Annotated in this window: 18 protein-coding genes; 9 read left to right on the forward strand and 9 right to left on the reverse strand. The window is 73.8% G+C overall.

What is annotated here, in order from left to right; genetic code table 11:
* Nucleotides 1-85: 85 nt before the first annotated feature.
* From OG799_RS19115 to OG799_RS19125, 3 genes are all read left to right on the forward strand, one after another.
* On the forward strand, nucleotides 86-757 hold the full coding sequence (locus OG799_RS19115) for a winged helix-turn-helix transcriptional regulator (RefSeq protein WP_406036537.1): 672 nt from the start codon (nucleotides 86-88) through the stop codon (nucleotides 755-757).
* A gap of 113 nt (nucleotides 758-870) precedes the next feature.
* Nucleotides 871-1,263, forward strand: coding sequence for a YciI family protein (locus OG799_RS19120; protein WP_406046331.1), 393 nt, complete (start codon nucleotides 871-873; stop codon nucleotides 1,261-1,263).
* Between the two features lie 3 nt (nucleotides 1,264-1,266).
* Nucleotides 1,267-2,523 (forward strand): RNA polymerase sigma factor, encoded by a 1,257-nt coding sequence (locus tag OG799_RS19125; protein WP_406046332.1) that lies wholly within the window; start codon nucleotides 1,267-1,269, stop codon nucleotides 2,521-2,523.
* A gap of 88 nt (nucleotides 2,524-2,611) precedes the next feature.
* Here the strand turns inward: OG799_RS19125 and OG799_RS19130 are convergent, their stop codons facing one another.
* Both OG799_RS19130 and OG799_RS19135 read right to left on the reverse strand, forming a co-directional pair.
* The gene (locus OG799_RS19130; protein ID WP_406036538.1) at nucleotides 2,612-3,559 is read right to left on the reverse strand and encodes a CU044_5270 family protein; all 948 of its coding nucleotides are present in this window, start codon (nucleotides 3,557-3,559) and stop codon (nucleotides 2,612-2,614) included.
* Nucleotides 3,556-4,197: an RNA polymerase sigma factor gene (locus OG799_RS19135; protein ID WP_406046333.1), complete on the reverse strand. Its 642-nt coding sequence runs from the start codon at nucleotides 4,195-4,197 to the stop codon at nucleotides 3,556-3,558. Before OG799_RS19135 ends, OG799_RS19130 begins: the two co-directional genes overlap by 4 nt.
* 312 nt (nucleotides 4,198-4,509) lie before the next feature.
* On the opposite strand from OG799_RS19135, the gene OG799_RS19140 reads away from it, so the two are divergent.
* A complete protein-coding gene (locus OG799_RS19140) occupies nucleotides 4,510-5,472 on the forward strand; it encodes a TIGR03557 family F420-dependent LLM class oxidoreductase (RefSeq protein WP_406036539.1) in 963 nt (320 codons plus the stop codon).
* 195 nt (nucleotides 5,473-5,667) lie between these two features.
* On the opposite strand, the gene OG799_RS19145 is transcribed toward OG799_RS19140, so the two are convergent.
* From OG799_RS19145 to OG799_RS19175, 7 genes are all read right to left on the reverse strand, one after another.
* Nucleotides 5,668-6,831 (reverse strand): hypothetical protein, encoded by a 1,164-nt coding sequence (locus OG799_RS19145; RefSeq protein WP_406036540.1) that lies wholly within the window; start codon nucleotides 6,829-6,831, stop codon nucleotides 5,668-5,670.
* A gap of 41 nt (nucleotides 6,832-6,872) precedes the next feature.
* Complete coding sequence (locus OG799_RS19150) at nucleotides 6,873-7,673, reverse strand: endonuclease/exonuclease/phosphatase family protein (RefSeq protein ID WP_406036541.1); 801 nt, start codon at nucleotides 7,671-7,673, stop codon at nucleotides 6,873-6,875.
* Nucleotides 7,674-7,682: 9 nt separating this feature from the next.
* Nucleotides 7,683-9,173, reverse strand: a complete 1,491-nt coding sequence (locus OG799_RS19155) for a phosphatase PAP2 family protein (protein ID WP_406036542.1) — start codon at nucleotides 9,171-9,173, stop codon at nucleotides 7,683-7,685.
* Nucleotides 9,174-9,252: 79 nt separating this feature from the next.
* A complete protein-coding gene (locus OG799_RS19160) occupies nucleotides 9,253-10,254 on the reverse strand; it encodes a YihY/virulence factor BrkB family protein (RefSeq protein ID WP_406036543.1) in 1,002 nt (333 codons plus the stop codon).
* Nucleotides 10,247-11,248: a diacylglycerol/lipid kinase family protein gene (locus OG799_RS19165; RefSeq protein WP_406036544.1), complete on the reverse strand. Its 1,002-nt coding sequence runs from the start codon at nucleotides 11,246-11,248 to the stop codon at nucleotides 10,247-10,249. The genes OG799_RS19160 and OG799_RS19165 overlap by 8 nt, the downstream gene beginning before the upstream one ends.
* Nucleotides 11,249-11,346: 98 nt before the next feature.
* A complete protein-coding gene (locus tag OG799_RS19170) occupies nucleotides 11,347-11,925 on the reverse strand; it encodes a Clp protease N-terminal domain-containing protein (protein WP_406036545.1) in 579 nt (192 codons plus the stop codon).
* Nucleotides 11,925-12,161, reverse strand: a complete 237-nt coding sequence (locus OG799_RS19175; RefSeq protein WP_089010418.1) for an HTH domain-containing protein — start codon at nucleotides 12,159-12,161, stop codon at nucleotides 11,925-11,927. The genes OG799_RS19170 and OG799_RS19175 overlap by 1 nt, the downstream gene beginning before the upstream one ends.
* A 112-nt stretch (nucleotides 12,162-12,273) precedes the next feature.
* Between OG799_RS19175 and OG799_RS19180 the strand changes: the two genes are divergently transcribed.
* The 5 genes from OG799_RS19180 (at nucleotide 12,274) to OG799_RS19200 (ending at nucleotide 18,037) form a co-directional block, all read left to right on the forward strand.
* On the forward strand, nucleotides 12,274-13,068 hold the full coding sequence (locus tag OG799_RS19180; protein ID WP_406036546.1) for a PP2C family protein-serine/threonine phosphatase: 795 nt from the start codon (nucleotides 12,274-12,276) through the stop codon (nucleotides 13,066-13,068).
* Between the two features lie 130 nt (nucleotides 13,069-13,198).
* Nucleotides 13,199-13,765, forward strand: coding sequence for a TetR/AcrR family transcriptional regulator (locus OG799_RS19185; RefSeq protein ID WP_406036547.1), 567 nt, complete (start codon nucleotides 13,199-13,201; stop codon nucleotides 13,763-13,765).
* On the forward strand, nucleotides 13,762-14,586 hold the full coding sequence (locus OG799_RS19190; protein ID WP_406036548.1) for an oxidoreductase: 825 nt from the start codon (nucleotides 13,762-13,764) through the stop codon (nucleotides 14,584-14,586). The genes OG799_RS19185 and OG799_RS19190 overlap by 4 nt, the downstream gene beginning before the upstream one ends.
* Nucleotides 14,587-14,677: 91 nt before the next feature.
* Nucleotides 14,678-15,508 carry a universal stress protein gene (locus OG799_RS19195; protein WP_406036549.1) on the forward strand — a complete coding sequence of 277 codons (831 nt, stop codon included), beginning with the start codon at nucleotides 14,678-14,680 and terminating at the stop codon, nucleotides 15,506-15,508.
* A 126-nt stretch (nucleotides 15,509-15,634) separates the two neighbouring features.
* Entirely contained in the window at nucleotides 15,635-18,037 is a 2,403-nt protein-coding gene (locus OG799_RS19200; RefSeq protein ID WP_406036550.1) for a phosphoketolase, read from the forward strand.
* Nucleotides 18,038-18,049: the final 12 nt, after the last annotated feature.

Raw genomic sequence — 18,049 nt, forward strand, 5'->3', positions numbered from 1 at the left:
TCGCCCGGCCCCGGCATGAGGATGGGGCCGGGCACGACCAGGCACCAGTTCAGGTTCTGAACCAGCCGCCCTCTACCATCGCCCGATGCACGGGTACGGACAGTTCTGCGCGGTGGGTCGGGCGCTGGAGGTGCTCGGCGAGCGGTGGACCATGCTGATCGTCCGCGAACTGCTGCTCGGGGCCACCACCTTCACCGACATCCGCCGGGGCCTGCCCCGGATTCCCCGAGCCACCCTGTCGGCACGCCTGCGGGGCCTGCACGTGGCCGGCATCGTCGACGCCGCCGACGGGGCGTACCGGCTCACCGAGGCGGGGGCCGCCCTGGCCCCGGTGGTCCGAGAGCTGGCCAGGTGGGCGACGGTCACCGACAGCGCTCCCCTGACGGACGACCACCTTGACACGGCCGCCCTCACCTGGGACATGCAGCGCCGGGTCGACATTGCCGCCCTGCCGGAGCGGACGGTCGTGGTGGCCGTCGACTTCACCGACCGCCCGGCGACCGACCGCTACTTCTGGTTGCACCTCTCCCCCACCGAGGTCAACCTGTGCCGACAGGACACCGGGGCGCCCGTGGACGTGTGGCTCGCCGCACCCACGGCCGAGGTGACCCGCTGGTGGCTCGGCCAGGACTCCTGGGCGGAGCTGATCCGCCACCCGGGCGTGAGCGTGCACGGTGACCGCGCGCTGCGGAGCCAGCTGCACCGGTGGTTCACCCGCTACCTGTTCGCCCCGGACCGGCTCGCGCCGAGCGGCTGAGAATTCCCGGATTTTCTTCGCCGCGGATGTCGAAAAGCGGTGCGGCAGCTTCTACCGGAGGGTGGAAGCATCGAGAATCGGTGCTCGGACGTGAGGAGCCAACCGTGAAGTACATGCTGCTGATGCAGTTCAGCGCCGCCGGAGCTGACTTCCCGTCGATCGACACCTGGACCCCGGAGGAGATCCAGGCGCACATCGGGTTCATGCACGAGGTCAACGCCAAGCTCGCCGCCGACGGGGAGTGGGTCCAGGGGGAAGGTCTGGCCGGCCCGCAGCAGGCGCGGATCGTCCGGGCCGGGGAGGGCGGCGCCCCGGTCGTCACCGAAGGGCCGTTCGCGGAGACCAAGGAGTTCCTCGCCGGCTGGTGGATCGTGGACTGCGAGACCCCGGAACGGGCGGTCGAGATCGCCGCGCACATCTCCACCGCACCCGGCCCCGGCGGGCGACCGCTGAACATGCCCATCGAGGTGCACCCCGTCATGTCGGCGCCGCTGCAGGAGATGTGACCGCTGGGCGTCCCGGAGCACACCGTCGAGGACCTGCTGCGCGAGCTGGCGCCGCAGGTCCTCGGCGCGCTCACCCGCCGGTTCGGTGACTTCGCCACCGCCGAGGACGCGGTGCAGGAGGCGCTGCTGGACGCGGCCCGCCAGTGGCCGGCCGACGGGCTGCCGGACAACCCGCGCGGCTGGCTCGTCCAGGTCGCGTACCGCCGGATGATCGAGCTGGTCCGGGCCGAGGCGGCCCGGCGCGGCCGGGAGGACCGCGCCGCCCGGCGGGAGGGCGACGACCGGCGGACCGCGCCGGCCGCCGACGAGCCGCTGATCACGGACCGGGACGACACCCTGGTCCTGCTCTTCCTCAGCTGCCACCCGACGCTGTCGACCGCGTCGGCCATCGCGCTGACCCTGCGCGCGGTGGGCGGGCTGAGCACCGCCGAGATCGCCCGCGCCTTCCTCGTCCCCGAGGCCACCATGGCGCAGCGGATCAGCCGGGCCAAGCAGCGCATCCGCGCCTCGGGGCTGCCGTTCCGGATGCCCGACGAGGGCGAGCGGCAGGCGCGGCTCGCGGCGGTGCTGCACGTGCTCTACCTGACCTTCACCGAGGGGCACACCGCCAGCCTCGGCACGGACCTGCGCCGGGTCGACCTGTTCGAGGAGGCGATCCGGCTGACCCGGGAGATGCACGCCCTGCTGCCCGACGACAGCGAGGTGACCGGGCTGCTCGCCCTGATGCTGCTCACCGAGGCCCGGGCCGCCGCCCGGACCGGGCCGTCCGGCGAGTTGATCTCCCTGGCCGACCAGGACCGCAGCCGGTGGGACGCCGCCGCGATCGCCGAGGGGACCGCCCTGGTCACCCGGGCGATGGCCCGGGGACCGGTCGGGCCGTACCAGCTCCAGGCCGCCATCGCCGCGCTGCACGACGAGGCGCCCACCGCCGCGCAGACCGACTGGCCGCAGATCCTCGCCCTCTACCAGGTGCTGGAACGCGTCTCCGCAAGCCCGGTGGTCTCGCTCAACCGGGCGGTGGCGACCGCGATGGTGCACGGCCCGGCCGCCGGGCTGGACGCCCTCGCCGCGCTGGCCGCCGATCCCCGGTTGGCCGGGCACCACCGCCTCGACGCGGCGCGGGCGCACCTGTACGAGATGGCCGGCGACCGGGAGCGCGCGGTCGCGCACTACCGGGCCGCAGCCGGCGGCACGACCAGCCTGCCCGAGCAGCACTACCTGCGGATGCGGGCGGCCCGGCTGGCCGGCGCGACGAACTGATCCATCCCGGGCCTCATGGCGCCATGGCAGGCGAGGAGCCCGCGGGACCGGACCGGTCGCGCGGGCTCCTCGGACGGCCGCCGTGCCGCTACGCCGGCAGCTGGTCGGTCCACTCGGCGGTCAGGGTGAACATGCGGTCCCCCTCGATCGAGACCCGGGCCCCGTCCGCCGTGACGTAGTAGCTGGTCTTCCGGATCCGGGCGGTGGCCGGGTCGACGACGAGCCGGGCCGGTGGCTCCGCGCCCAGGCGGATCAGGAGTCCCTGCCCACCCTCGATCGCTCCGGTGCTCTGCACCTCGGGGTACGCGGCGATGGCCTGGAAGGCGGCGGCACGCACCTTCGGCGGGGCGGGCAGCTGGGCGACCAGGGCGAGCAGACCGTCGAAGACCATCTGCTCCCGCATCGCGGCGGCCGGCTTCCCGGCGCTGGTCCGGACGTCGCTGGTCTGCACGGACTCAGCGATCCACCGCCGCAACGCACCCGGCTCGGTGGGCAGCTGCTGGAGCTCCGCGAAGCTGACCTCCGGGCCACCCAGCCGGAACGAGGTGGGCAGGGGCAGTTCCGTCAGCGTGCCGCCGGTCTTGGCCCCCCGGACCCAGGTCCGGCCGTCGCGCCGGGTCCAGCTCTCCGACGGCGGGCCGGCGGCCTCGGTCCGGAGATACCAGTAGGTGCCGGAGGCGGCGGCCGTCTTCTCCGCGGTGGTGGCCGCGGCGAGCAGGATCTGCTGGCCGGCGGGGTCGGCCCGGACCGGGGCGGGGCCGCCGCCCACGCCCCCGGGCCCGCCAACGCCGATCAGCACCACGGCCGCGGTCGCCGCGGCGGCCGCGGTCAGCGCCGAGGCCAGGAACAGCCGTCGTCGGGGTACGCGACGCGGCGGCTGCTCGGCCGGAGGCTGGTCGGTGTGGATCTGGGTCATCATGAACTCCTGGATCAACCGGTGGCGGTCGCTCGGCAGGTCCCGCTCCGTCGGCGCCGGCAGCAGCGAGGCCAGGTCGGCACGTACGTCCGGGATGGACTGACTGGGGTTGGCGTTCATCGGGCGTTCTCCTGAGCGAACCGGACCGCGATCGTGCGGTCGACTGGTACCTGTCCGCGGCCGGCGGACGGTTCCCGGCTTTCCCCGGCCGGCCGGAGCTTTCCGGCGGTGACGAGCTTGTGCAGCTTGGTACGCGCTCGGGACAGCCGCGACCGCACCGTCCCGACCGGCACGCCCAGCGCGACCGCCGCCTCGGCGTAGTCGAGTCCGGACCACACGCACAGCGCCAGCACCTCGCGCTCCGGCTGGCGCAGCGCGGCGAGGGCCGTACGCACCAGGGCGAGCCGCTCGCGGTCACGGATGCGGGTGGCGACCTCCTCCGCGAAGTCCGGCACCACGTCCGCCCTGGGCAGCCGGGACAGGGCTCCGGCATGCCGTCGGGCGGCGCGGCGCACGTTCCGCGTGACATTGGTGGCGATGCCGAGCAGCCACGGACGCAACGATCCGCCCTCGATGCCGGCGTCGACCCGCTCCCGCAACCGCCATGCCTCCAGGAACGTCAGCGACACCACGTCCTCCGCCACCGACCAGTCCCCGGTCAGCCGGAATCCGTGGTTGTACACCGAACGGACGTGTTCGTCGAACAGATCTCGGAACGCGTCCGGATCCCCGGCGCGTATCCGGGCCCGCATGTTCATCTCCACGTGTAGGAACTGTCCGATCGGGCGTGGGAGTTCCCGTCCATCAGCGCACACCTCCCACCGGCCGGGTGCCCGGCGCGCCACTGAAGTTCATCACCCGTTAGGTCACGCCAGGACGGCGAGGACCAGCCGGGCCTGGGCCGCCTCGACGTCCCGCTTCTCCTCCCGGGGTACCCGCACCTCGTTAAAGTTCGGACTGTGGCAGCATCCGCCCTGCCGTCAAGGGCGTCCGGGCGCGGAAGGGGACACCAGGGTTGACCGCCTGCCGGCGGGGTATCCGGTGACGATCCGTCCGGAAGGAGGACCACCATGGTCAAGGCCGGCTACACCCTGATGTGCGAGCAGACCGGCCCGAAGCAGCTGGTCGACCACGCGGTACGCGCCGAGGCGGCCGGCTTCGACCAGCTGGTGATGTCCGACCACTACTACCCGTGGCTGGACTCCCAGGGCCACTCCCCGTACGCCTGGTCGGTGCTCGGGGCCGTCGCGCACGCCACCAGCCGGGCCGAGCTGATGTCCTTCGTGACCTGCCCGATCCGCCGCTACCACCCGGCGGTCGTCGCGCAGAAGGCCAGCACCATCGGCGTGCTCTCCGACGGCCGGTTCACCCTCGGCCTCGGCGCCGGGGAGAACCTCAACGAGCACGTGATCGGCGGCTGGCCGCACGTGCAGCAGCGGCACGAGATGTTCGAGGAGGCCCTCCAGATCATCCGCCCGCTGCTCAACGGCGAGACGCTGACCTTCTCCGGCAACCACTTCGACGTCCCCGACGCGTACGTCTGGGACCGGCCGGACCGGCCGGTGCCGATGGCCGTCGCCGCCTCCGGCCGGCAGTCCGCCACCCTCGCCGCCGAGTACGGCAGCGGCCTCGTCGCCACCGAACCCGACCCGCACCTCATCCAGATGTACGACGACGCGGGCGGCGCGGGCCAGCCCCGCTTCGGCCAGCTGGCGATCTGCTACGGCCCCGACGAGGCCGAGTGCCGCAAGCTCGTGCACGACCAGTTCCGCTGGTTCGGCATGGGCTGGAAGGTCAACGCCGACCTGCCCGGCCCCGAGTCCTTCGCCGCCGCCACCCAGTTCGTCCGCGAGGAGGACGTCGCCGAGGGCATCCCCTGCGGCCCGGACGTCGACAAGCACGTCGAGGCGTTCAAGAAGTTCGTCGACGCCGGCTTCACCCACGTGGCGCTCGTGCAGGTGGGCGGCGAGACCCAGCCGATGTTCCTGGACTGGGCGCAGGAGCAGCTGCTGCCGCGACTGCGCGAGCTGTGAGCCCGGTGCGGTCCACGCCCGGCCGGCGTCGGCGCTGAGCGGCGGAGTCCATGCGTATCGGCAACACGGAGATCCGTCCCGCGGGTGGCGGCCTCGGCTGCCTGCTGATGATCCTCTTCTCGGTCGTCGCCTCGGTGGTCCTGACCGTCCTGCTCAATCTGCTGCTGTGACCCGGCGCCCGCCGCCGGGCCGGCTTCAGCGGCGCAGGCCGAGGGCGGTGAGCACCTCGCGGGAGGTGAGCCGGACCGGGTCGAGCACAGCGCGGCGGACCCACCGCCGGGTCGGACCGACGGTGGCCCGCCACCCGGCCCCGACGGCGCGGGCCAACGGCACCGCCGTGTGCCGCCAGATCGCCCGGACCGCCCGCCCCAGCGGTACGGCGGTGTGCCGCCAGAGCCAGCGCAGGGCCAGCCCCAGCGGGCGCAGCAGCACCCGGTAGAGGAAGCGGAGCAGCCGGCCGGCGAGCCGCCACGCGCCGACCACCGCGTCCACCAGCACCCGGCCGACGGCCCGGGCCGACGCGAGCAGCGCCCGGCCCAGCACGGCCAGCCCGGCGGCGAGCAGCCGGGCGACCGCGTGGACCCCGACAGCCAGCGCCCGGGCGACGAGGAGCAGCCCGCGCAGCAGGGCCCGACCGGCCGGGGCGAGCACCCGCCCCAGCCAGCGCAGCGGCCGGACGACCAGGTGCCGGACCAGCCAGGCCAGCGGTGCCCAGAGCACGGTCCGGGCCACCCAGACCAGCGGACGCCACGCCAGGTGCAGCACGGCCCAGGCCAGACCCCGGCCGAGCCAGACCAGCGGCAGCCACATCAGGGTCCGGGCCACCCAGACCAGGGGACGCCACAGCAGGTGCACCGCGACCCACGCCAGTGGCGCCCAGAGCAGCGTCCGCACGACCCACGCGGCGGCCCCCGCCAGCCACCGGAGCGGCAGCCAGACCAGCGTCCGGGCCGCCCAGCGCAGCGGGCCCCAGATCAGGATGCGGGCCACCCAGGCGAGCGGGAGCAGCAGCCACCGGAGCAGGAACCGGCCGGCGGGGGTGAACAGGTGCCGGTCCAGCGCCCGGCCGGTGGCGGCGGTCAGCTCCCACAGCAGGCGTACCGGGAGCACCACGACCAGGGCGACACCGCGCGCGACCGCCGCGACCAGCGGCGGCGGCTCCGCCGCGCGGACGTCGTCGCGCCGGGGGTGTCGTGCGGCGGTCGTCCGTTGCTCCCCCGGCTCGCGGTCGGGGGCCGGCGCGACGGCGAACCCCGACGGCCCGCGCACCGGCGCCGCCCCGACCGCGTCGGGAGAGCGCGGCCCGCCGCTCGGCCGCCGGGACGGGTCGGACGGTCGGAGGGTCGGCGTGCCGGTCACGGCGTCACCGTAGTCAGTCGGGGCAACGGCCGCCGCCCCGCTCAGCCGGGTGCCAGCTCCAGGTCGGCGACGACCGGGTAGTGGTCGGAGGCCCGGTCGGCCGCCCCGTCGCGGACCACCCGGACCTGCCGGGCCAGCGCGGCCACCGCCGGCGTGGCGAGCAGGTAGTCCAGGCGCATCGCGGCGAACTCGGCCCCGCCGTGCCGGGTCGGCACGGTCAGCCCGTCCGGCTCCGCGCCGCCGAGGTGCGGCCAGAGGTCGACCAGGCCGGCCTCGATCAGCCGGGACACCGCGCGGGTGTCGACGGTACGGCCGTCGCGGCACAGATGCCGACGGCGGTAGCGGTCGGGCAGGCCGGCCAGCCGTGCGGTGTGGTCGACGCCCGGTTCCAGGGTGTTGAGGTCGCCGGCGACCAGGGTGAGCGGACCAGCACGCCGCGCCGCCACCGCCAGCCAGTCCGCCTCCATCCGCCGCCGGCCCCCGGAGTACGGGTCGAGGTGGGTGCTGACCACGGTCAACGGTCCGGCCGAGGTGTCCACCACCGCCCGGGCGGCGGCGTGGTGGAACGGCCGGCGGACCCGGCCCGCCGAGAGCACCCGCAACGGGGGGCGGACCAGCACCGCGACCGGCTGCCCGAGACAGGAACGGGCCAGGTGGGGCACCATCCCCACCCGGCCCGCCACGTCGGCCAGCAGCCCGCCCCGGTCGAAGCCGCGCAGCTCCTGAAGGGCCAGCACGTCGGGCCGCTGCGCGGCGACGACCGCCACGATCCGGTCCAGCCGGTCGAGCCCGTCGCGGTCCCGACCGCCGGTCCTGATGTTCCAGGTCATCACCCGCAGCATCGGCGCCGGTCAGTCCTCCCGGCCGGCCTTGGCCAGCTCGTCGTCCAGCTCGCGCACCTGCTCGGACTCGATGGCCGGCTGGTTGCCCTGGTGCACGTCGGCGTTGGGCCGCACCACCCAGTAGAGCAGGCCGATCCAGAGCGCGCCGAGCAGGATCGCGCCCATGAAGTCCGTCGGGTGGTGCATGCCCCGGTACATCCGGGAGGTGGCCACCCCGAGCGGCATGATCACGGCCATCGCCACGAAGAGCCAGCGCCACCAACGGTCGGTGCGGGCGAACACGATGATCGCCATCGCGGTCCACAGGCAGATCGTCGCGGCGATGTGACCGGACGGGAAGGACGAGGTCGGCATCTGGCCGTCCAGATTCTCCACCGGCGGGCGGGGCCGCTGCACCAGCCGGGCGGAGGCGAGGAAGAGGCTCAGCTCGCCGAACATCGCCAGCACCACGAAGAGCACCGGCCGCCAGCGCTTCCAGATCGCCAGCACGACAGGACAGAAGACCAGCGAGACCAGCAGGATCGCGTGGGTGTCGCCGAACTTGCTCCACCACCAGCTCAGCTCGGTGAGCTGGTCGGTGCGCCGCTCGGCGAACCACTGCGGCACCTCAGTGTCCAGGGTGCCGAAGAAGGTGCCCTTGGCGTGGTAGCTGACGAACATCCCGAAGGCGTACAGGGCGCCGAACACGATCACCCAGCCGACCAGCAGCTCGGCGACGGAGGAGCGCGGATGCTCCAGCACGTGCTCCTCGGCCGGCGCGGGGGTGATCTCCTCGCCCGCCTCCGGCTCCAGGCCCTCGGTGATCGGCGGCACCGGCCGGCCCCGCTCGCGCCGCCACAGCCGGAAGGCGTACGCGGTGACGCCGAGCCACACCGCGCCGAGCAGCAAGCCGCCCAGCACGTCCGAGACGAAGTGCACGCCCAGCGCGATCCGGGTCAGCCCGATCAGGAAGACCAGCACGCCCACGATCGCGATGGCGGGCTTGCGCCACCGGGGCGCCATGGCCGGCAGGAAGACCAGCAGCAGCGCCCCGTACGCGACGAAGGAGCCGAGCGCGTGCCCGCTGGGGAAGCTGTTGCCCGGGGCGTGGGTGATCGGCACGTCGACCACCGGCCGGAGCCGGCCGACCAGCGCCTTGAGCGACGGGTCGAGGATCAGTCCGCCGACCCCGGTGATGATCAGGTAGACCGCCAGCCGGGACTGCCGGCGGATCAACAGGCCGACCACGGCGATGGTGACCAACCAGATCAGCACCGGCCGGCCGCCCAGATCGGTGATCGCCTGGAGCACGGTCACCAGGGCGTGGTGCGGTGCGACGAGGCCGTTGAACCACTCGGCCGCCTCGTGGTCGGCGTGGTACAGCGGGCCCCACTTGAACCGGACGAGCATCAGCAGCACGCCGAACCCGGCGCCGGCGGCGACGACGGCCAGCAGCCCCGCGATGCTCCGCTCCGCGAAATGGCCCAGCGGCCGTCGCGTCGTCTCCTTGACCGCGGTCACCCCGCACCTCCCTTATCCTATGCGAGGCGCGCTGTACCCGATTTGCGCTCCGCGTACACGCGGGCCGCGGCGCGTCGGGTCAGAACGCGGTCATCCCGCCGGTGTCGAGGGCCGCTTCGCGCTCGACCTCCGGCTCCCACAGGTCCGGCTTGGCCGGCTCCTGAACGCCGATCCGCATCGCCTCGAGCTGGGCGGCGAAGGCCAGCCCGCCGAAGAGCGCCATCCCGGTCAGGTTGGCCCAGAGCAGCAGGGCCATCATCCCGGTCAGCGCGCCGTAGGTCTGCCCGAAGCCGCCGCTGAACTTGACGTACGCGGCCAGCAGCAGGCTGGCCAGCCACCACAGCACGGTGGCGATGCCGGCGCCGAAGAAGAGCCAGGACAGGCCGGGCTGGTTGCGCCGGGGCGCGTGCCGGAAGAGCACCGCCACGGCCAGCACGGTGAGCCCCAGGCTCAACGGCCAGCGGACCACGTCCCAGGCGGCGTTGGCGAAGCCGCCCCACTCGTAGTGCCGCTGCACCGAGTCGCCCATTGCCCGGCCGCCGACCAGGATCAGGAAGCCGGTCAGCGCCGGCACGCCGGCGGTCACGGCCAGGATCGCCGCGCGCACATACTTGGCCAGCGCCGGGCGGTCCCGCTCGACGCCGTAGATCCGGTTGGCGCCCCTTTCGATCTGGGCCATCGTCGTGGTGAGCGCGATCAGGCCGGTCAGCAGACCGAGGGTCAGCGCCAGCTCGCCGGCCCGCTCGGTCTGCTGACCGTCGCCGAGCAGGTCCTGCACGACCGACTCGCTCTGCCCGGGGGTGAGTGCGAGCACCGTGTCCGCGACGACCTTGCCACCCTCGTCGACGCCCAGGTCGGTGATCAGACCGGTGAGCGCGATCAGGAACGGCACCACGGCCAGGCAGAGCTGCAATGCGAATGCCCGGGAGTGGCTGAACCCGTCGCCGTAGCGGAACCGGATGAAGGCGTCCCGCAGCAGGCACCAGCCGCCGAGGCGGCGCAGGGTGTGCCAGGCGTCGTCGGCGGACAGCTCCTCCTGGGCCATCAGCCGGGTCTCCGGCACCATCCGGGTGCTACTCACGTCGGGCCTCCTCGACCAGCCGCTCACCGCGCTCGGCCGCCGCCTCGGCATCCATCGACAGGTCGGGGTGCTGCGCGGGACGCGGCACGCAGAGCCAGAGCGACTCCGGCTTGATCTCGGCCTTGAGCGACCGGCCGGGCTCGATCAGGTCCCCGTCGAGCTGCCGGGGCTGGGCCCGGTTGCTGGTGATCTCGACCTTGCGGCCCTTGAAGACCTCCATCCGGGGCACGCTGCCCCGGCGGCGCACCAGCGCCCAGCCCATGGCCAGCCAGTGGCCGAGCGTGCGGGGGGTGAGCACCGCGACGTCGAGCCAGCCGTCGTCCGGCTCGGCGTCGGTAAGCAGCCGTACGCCGCCCTGCAGCCGGCCGACGTTCGCGATCAGCACGGACCGGGCCCGGCGGCGCAGCGGGGGCTGGTCGTCGATCCGGATGGAGACCCGCATCGGCCGGTCCCGGAGGTGCTTCGCGGCCCCCACGATGTACGCCGGCCAGCCGATCCGCGCCTTGGTGGTCTCGGAGGTGGAATCGAGCATCTGGGCGTCGAAGCCCATCCCGGCCATCACGGCGAAGCACTGGTCGTCGACGACGCCGACGTCCAGCCGGCGGCGGCCGCGTTCCACCGCGACCTCCAGGCCGGCCGCCAGGTCGTTGGAAAGGCCCAGGTTGGCGGCGAGCAGGTTGCCGGTGCCCTGGGGCAGCACGGCGAGCGCGACGTCGGTGCCGGCCAGCGCGGTGACGCAGGCCATCACCGTGCCGTCGCCGCCGCAGGCGAAGACCACCTCGGCGCCGTCCCGCACGGCCTGCTCGGTCTGGCCCCGGCCCGGGTCCTCGACCGTGGTCTCGTGCCAGCTGGGCGCCGGCCAGCCGGCGGCCGTGAGGGCGCCGTCCACGGTCCGACGGAACTCGTCGAGATCGGCCACCTTGACCGGGTTGACCACCACGGCCGAGCGCAGCCCGGCGGCACCTGCCGTCGGCTTGTCCTGTCCGCTGTCCACGGCGCCAGTGTGCAGCAACTCGGAGGCGGCGGCGACTCGGCGGGCGGTGATGAGGCGCGCACCGCGGAAAGGTTTCAGAATCGGTCACCGCGGCCGGGTCAGGCCGCCGTCCGCAGCGCCGTCTCCACCCGCCGACGAAGGTCGTCGAGGTCGACGCCGGCCTCGGTGAGGACGAGCGCGGCCAGCCCGTGCCCCTCGCGGAGCAGGCCGAGCAGGATGTGCTCGGTGCCGATGTGGTGGTGCCGCAGCCGGAGCGCCTCCCGCAGCGCGAGCTCCAGCACCTTCTTGGACCGGGGCGAGAACGGGCCGCCGACGCACCGCCGGCGGCCCCAGCGGCGGCGCGGGGCGGGCGCCGCCTCGCGCAGCGCGTCCGGGCCGAAGGACTCCTCGATCCGAGCCACGATGGCAGCGAGGTCGATGCCGATCTCGCGGAGCGCGGCCGCGTCCGCGTCGCCGAGCCCGACGCCGCCGTGCGCCACGTGCCGCGCGACGGCGGCCCGCAGGTCGTCGGCGCGGACGCCGAGGTCGGTGAGGACGCGCACCGCGAGGTTGTCGTCGTCGGCGAGGACGCCGAGCAGCAGGTGCTCGGTGCCGACGGGGCGCTGCCCCTCGGCGCGGGCCTCGTCCTGGGCGCGCCGCACCACGTCGCGGGCGCGGTCGGTGAACCGTTCGAACATCACGCCTCCCAGCTGCCGCGGACCGCCGGTCGCCCGGCGTGCTTCTTGTGGACCGCCTGCCGGCTGACCTCGAGCGCGTCGGCGATCTCCTGCCAGGACCAGCCCTGCCTGCGGGCGTTGTCCACCTGGACCACCTCCAGCCGTTCGAGCAGCCGGCGCAGCGCGAGCACGGCCCGGAGCCCGACCTTCGGGTCGGTGCTGCCCGCGGCCGCCGCGAGTTCTGTCGCCTGACTCATGCTGTCAACTTACGTTGACGCGAACGCCCTGTCAACCATGGTTGACAGGGCGGCCTTCGACACGGCGCCGCGAACACCCGGACCAAGGCACCTGCGGTGCTACCGTGCGCTGGTGTTCCGTCGCCGCGCCCTCGACCAGCCTGTGGCGGCGCGCCGGCTGGCCGCCGGGCGGGTCACGCTGGAGATCGTCGCCGGCAGTGTGGTCGGGCACCGCTACCCGGAGAACTTCGACGTGCTGCACGTCGACCCCGAGCTGCCCATCGCCGCGGTGGCCGACGGCATGGGCTCCGGTGAGGGCAGCCGGGTCGCCGGCCGGACCGCGATGGACACCCTGATCGAGCGGCTCCGCGAGGGGTGGCCCACCGTGGGGCCGCGCGAGCTCCGCGCCGCGACCGCCGCGGCGCAGACCCGGGTACGCCAGGCCGGCGCCGGCCTGGCCGAGCTCACCGGCTGCACCATCACCGCCCTGGTCGCGGACCCGGACGGCGAGCAGGCGTGGCTCGTGCAGCTCGGCGACTCGCGGGCGTACCGGCTGCACGGCGGGCTGCTGGAACTGCTGACCGTCGACCACACGATGGCCTGGCTGGGCGTGCTGCACGGCTGGTGGGCGGCGACCTGTCCGGAGGCGGCCCGGGCCCGCTACCAGCTGCTGCGTTACGTCGGCCACCCGGACCGGCCGGACCCGGACCTGCTCGCCGTTCCGCTGCGCCCCGGCGACACCTGGCTGCTCTGCACCGACGGGGTGAGCGACCAACTCGACTACCACCAGCTCCGGGACCTGCTGGCCGACCGGGACGCGGCGCGCGCGACCCGCGCTTTGCTCACCGCCACCCTGGCCGCCGGCGGCGACGACAACGCCACCGCCGTCGTCGTCCGGGTCCACCCGGCGATCCCCACCCCACGCTGAGGGCACCGTCCCCCGTCACCGGGAACCGCTTCGGGCGTGACCCGGGCGCGGCCGGGAACACCCCCGCACGGACCGAGGCGTGACCGCCGACACCCTTGACGCTCTGACATTCTGTGCAAATATTGTCAGCATGTCGAACGAACGGTTGGACGTCATCCTCGCCGCCGCGTACGAGTGCTTCACCCGGCACGGGTTGCGGCGCACGACGATGGACGACATCGCGGCGGCCGCCGGGATGTCCCGTCCCGCCGTCTACCAGTACGTCCGCAACAAGGACGACGCCTACCGCCGGCTCGCCGAGCGGCTGTTCGCCGGCTCGCTCGCCGACGCCCGGCAGGCCGCCGGGGCCCCCGGCGCCGACCTGGCGCAGCGGCTGCACGACGTGCTCGCCGCCAAGCTGGAACTGACGCTGCGGCTGCACCGGGAGAGCCCGCACGCCGCCGAACTGCTCGACACCAGCACCCGGCTCACCGGGGACCTCGCCGAGGCGTACACCCGGGAACTGACCGACGTGGTGGCCGGCGCGCTGGCCGACGCCGCCGGACCGCGAGCCCGCGCGGTGGCCGACGTGCTGGTCGCGCTCACCCGCGGCCTGGAGGCCGACCTCACCGACCCCGACCTGCCCCGGCGGCGACTGCGCGACGGCGTCGCGCTGGTCGTCGCGGGCCTCGCCAACCACCCTGGAGCCCCGTCATGACCACCGTCATGATCACCGGCACCTCCTCCGGCATCGGCCGGGCCACCGTCCGCCGGCTGGCCCGCCGCCCCGACCTGACCGTCTACGCCACCGCCCGCAAGGTCGAGGCCATCGCCGACCTGGCCGACGGCGGGGCCCGGCTGCTCCCCCTCGACGTCACCGACGAGGAGTCGATGCGGGCCGCCGTCGCCGCGATCGAGGCCGAACACGGCCAGGTCGACGTGCTGGTCAACAACGCCGGCTACGGCGAGTACGGCCCGATCGAGGAGGCCCCGATGGACCGGGTCCGGGCCCAGTTCGAGACGAACGTCTTCGGGCTGAGCCGGCTCACCCAGCTCGTCCTGCCCGGCATGCGTCGCGCCGGCCGGGGCCGGATCGTCAACGTCAGCTCGATGGGCGGCCGGCTCGTCTTTCCGGGCGGCGGCTACTACCACGCCAGCAAGTACGCGGTGGAGGCGATCTCCGACGCGCTCCGGCAGGAGGTCCGGCCGTTCGGCGTCGACGTCACCATCGTCGAGCCGGGGCTGATCCGGACCGGCTTCGGCGCGGTCGCCAGCTCCTCCCTCGGTGCCGGGGCCGACCCGGCCGGGCCGTACCGGAAGATGATCGCCGCCGTCGACGCGGTGATGGCGCAGTCGTACCGGAACCGGGCGCTGTCGGCCACGCCGGACACGGTGGCCCGGGTGATCGAGCGGGCGGTGACCGCCCGCCGGCCGCGTACCCGCTACCTGGTCACCGCCGCGGCCTGGGCCATGGTGCACACCCGCCGGCTGCTCGGCGCGCGGGTCTTCGACGCGGTGAACCGGCTCCAGTTCCGCTGACCCGATCCCGCCCCCGGTAGGCACCGCCGCGACTACCGTGGGTGAGGAGAGCGTGGTCGTGCCCTACCCGGCGTCGGGGAGGTGAAGCGGGATGGCCGCACCCACCCACGGCGCCGTCGTGGTCGGCGTCGGGTCGTCGGAGGAGGACCTCCAGGTGGTCCGGGAGGCCGCCGCCGAGGCCGCCGCGCACGGTCGTCCGCTGCACCTGCTGCACGCGTTCAACTGGGCGGCGGCACTGGAGGCACCGTCCGTGGCCGGACCGCGCGACGCGGCGGAACGCCTCCTCGAACGGGCCGGCGAGGTCGCCGCCGAGGTGGAGCCGGCGGTGCCGGTGAGCGGCGAGATCGTCGAGGGTTCCCCGGTCGAGGCCCTGATCCGGGCCTCCGAGTCGGCGTACATGGTGGCGCTCGGCGACGGCGGGATGGCCAACTGCGGCACCTGCGTGCCGGCCGACGCGCCGGCCGTGCAGCTCGCCGCCCGGGCCGGCTGCCCGGTGCTGGTGGGCCGCGCCGAGCCACCGCCGCAGGGCCCGGTGCTGGTCGGGGTGGACGGCTCGGCGAGCTCCCACACCGCGCTGCGCTTCGCCTTCGACTGCGCCGACCAGCGCGCCGCCCGGCTGGTCGCGGTACGGGTGATCGAGCCGGGCCGGCCGGACGGCGGCGACGACGTGCTCGCCGAGGCGGTCGCCCGGTGCGGCGAGCGGCACCCCTCGGTGGCGGCCGAGTGCCACACGATCCGCGGCGACCCCGACACCATCCTGGTGGAACAGTCCCGCTCGGCGCAGGTGGCGCTGGTCGGCGCGCGCGGCGACGAAGCGTGGCGGGGCATGCTCGGCGAAGTCAGCCAGTCCCTGCTCTACCACTCGCCGGCCCCGGTGATCGTGGTCCGGGGAATCGGCCCGGCGTCCGCGGCCGGGGCATGACGCCCTCACGTCCCGGGACCATCGGCCCTGATCCATTGCCTGCGCGCGGGGCGAAGCTGAACGTGCCCAGGGCGATATCCGCCTTCGGGTGGCAGAAGACCCCGAGCCGCGAGAGGCTATTGCAGCATGGACACCGCTCTCGACCTGCACAGCCCACTGACCGAAGACGAGCTGCGCCGGCTTGACGCCTACTGGCGAGCGGCGAACTACCTCACCGTCGGGCAGATCTACCTGCTCGACAACCCGCTGCTCCGCGAGCCGCTGAAGCCCGAGCACGTCAAGCCGCGACTGCTCGGCCACTGGGGCACCAGCCCGGGCCTCAACCTGCTCTACGCGCACCTCAACCGGGTCATCGTCAACCGGGACCTGTCCGCCATGTACGTCACCGGCCCCGGCCACGGCGGACCCGCCCTGGTGGCCAACACCTGGCTGGAGGGCACGTACAGCGAGCTCTACCACGGGATCAGTCGGGACGAGACCGGCATGCAGCGGCTGTTCCGCCAGTTCTCCTTCCCCGGCGGCATCCCCAGCCATGTGGCGCCGGAGGTGCCGGGTTCGATCCACGAGGGCGGCGAGCTGGGGTACGCGCTCAGCCACGCGTACGGCGCCGCGTTCGACAACCCGGACCTGCTGGTCGCCTGCGTGATCGGCGACGGCGAGGCGGAGACCGGCCCGCTCGCCGGGAGCTGGCTGTCCAACGTGTTCCTCAACCCGGCCCGCGACGGCGCGGTGCTGCCCATCCTGCACCTCAACGGCTACAAGATCGCCAACCCGACGGTGCTGGACCGGATCCCCACCGACGACCTGCTGGAGATGATGCGCGGCTACGGCTACCAGCCGTACGTCGTCGCCGGCGACGATCCGGCCACGGTGCACCAGACCCTGGCCGCCACCCTGGACCGGGCGGTCGACGAGATCACCGAGATCCAGCGCCGGGCCCGCGCCGGCGGCAAGGTCGAGCGTCCCCGCTGGCCGATGATCATCCTCCGGACGCCGAAGGGCTGGACCGGCCCGAAGGAGGTCGACGGCAAGCAGGTCGAGGGGACCTTCCGCGCCCACCAGGTGCCGATCGCCGAGGTGCGCGACAACCCGGCGCACCTGGCCGAGCTGGAGACCTGGCTGCGCAGCTACCGGCCGGAGGAGCTCTTCGACGCCACCGGCGGCCCGGTCGCCGAGCTGGCCGCGCTGCCACCGAAGGGCGACCGGCGGATGAGCGCCAACCCGGTCACCAACGGCGGCCGGGTACTCCGTGACCTGGAGCTGCCCGACTTTCGCAACTACGCGGTCGACGTCAAGGAGCCGGGCGAGCCGGCGGTGGGCGCGACCGGGGTGCTCGGCCCATGGGTCCGCGACGTGATCAGCGCCAACCCGCAGACGTTCCGGCTGTTCGGCCCGGACGAGGTTGCCTCCAACCGGCTCGGCGCCGCCTTCGAGGTCACCGACCGGGCGTTCGTCGCCGACACCGAGATGGGCGACGACCACCTCTCCCCGGACGGCCGGGTGATGGAGGTGCTCTCCGAGCACCTGTGCCAGGGCTGGCTGGAGGGCTACCTGCTGACCGGCCGGCACGGCATCTTCACCAGCTACGAGGCGTTCATCCACATCGTCGACTCGATGGTCAACCAGCACGCCAAGTGGCTGAAGGTCACCCGGGGCATCCCCTGGCGGGAGCCGGTGGCCTCGCTGAACTACCTGCTCTCCAGCCACGTGTGGCGGCAGGACCACAACGGCTTCTCGCACCAGGACCCCGGCTTCATCGACCACGTGGTCAACAAGAAGGCCGAGGTGGTCCGGGTGTACCTGCCGCCGGACGCCAACACCCTGCTCTCCACCATGGACCACTGCCTGCGCAGCCGGCACTACATCAACGTGGTGGTGGCCGGGAAGCAGCCGGCGCCGAACTGGCTGACCATGGACGAGGCAGTCCAGCACGCCCGACGGGGGCTGGGCATCTGGGGCTGGGCCAGCAGCGACGACGGCAGTGAGCCGGACGTGGTGCTCGCCTGCGCCGGCGACGTACCGACCCTGGAGACCCTCGCGGCGGCCGACCTGCTCCGCCAACACCTGCCCGAGCTGAAGGTGCGGGTGGTCAACGTGGTCGACCTGATGCGGCTCCAGCCGCCGTCGGAGCACCCGCACGGCCTGCCGGACAGCGAGTTCGACACCATCTTCACCCGCGACAAGCAGGTCATCTTCGCGTACCACGGCTATCCGTGGCTGATCCACCGGCTCACCTACCGCCGAACCAACCACGACAACCTGCACGTGCGCGGGTACAAGGAGGAGGGCACCACCACCACGCCGTTCGACATGGTGATGCTCAACGACCTGGACCGCTTCCACCTGGTCATCGACGTCATCGACCGGGTGCCGGGGCTCGCCTCGCGCGCCGCCCACCTCCGCCAGCAGATGGTCGACGCCCGGCAGGCCTGCCGCGACTACACCCGCGAGTACGGCGAGGACGACCCCCGGGTCGCCGAGTGGCGCTGGATCCGCGAGACCGAGCAGGGCCTGCGGAGCGGTCAGTGAGCGGGCTTGCGG

The sequence above is a fragment of the Micromonospora sp. NBC_00898 genome (genome assembly GCF_045207895.1).
GTDB lineage: Bacteria > Actinomycetota > Actinomycetes > Mycobacteriales > Micromonosporaceae > Micromonospora.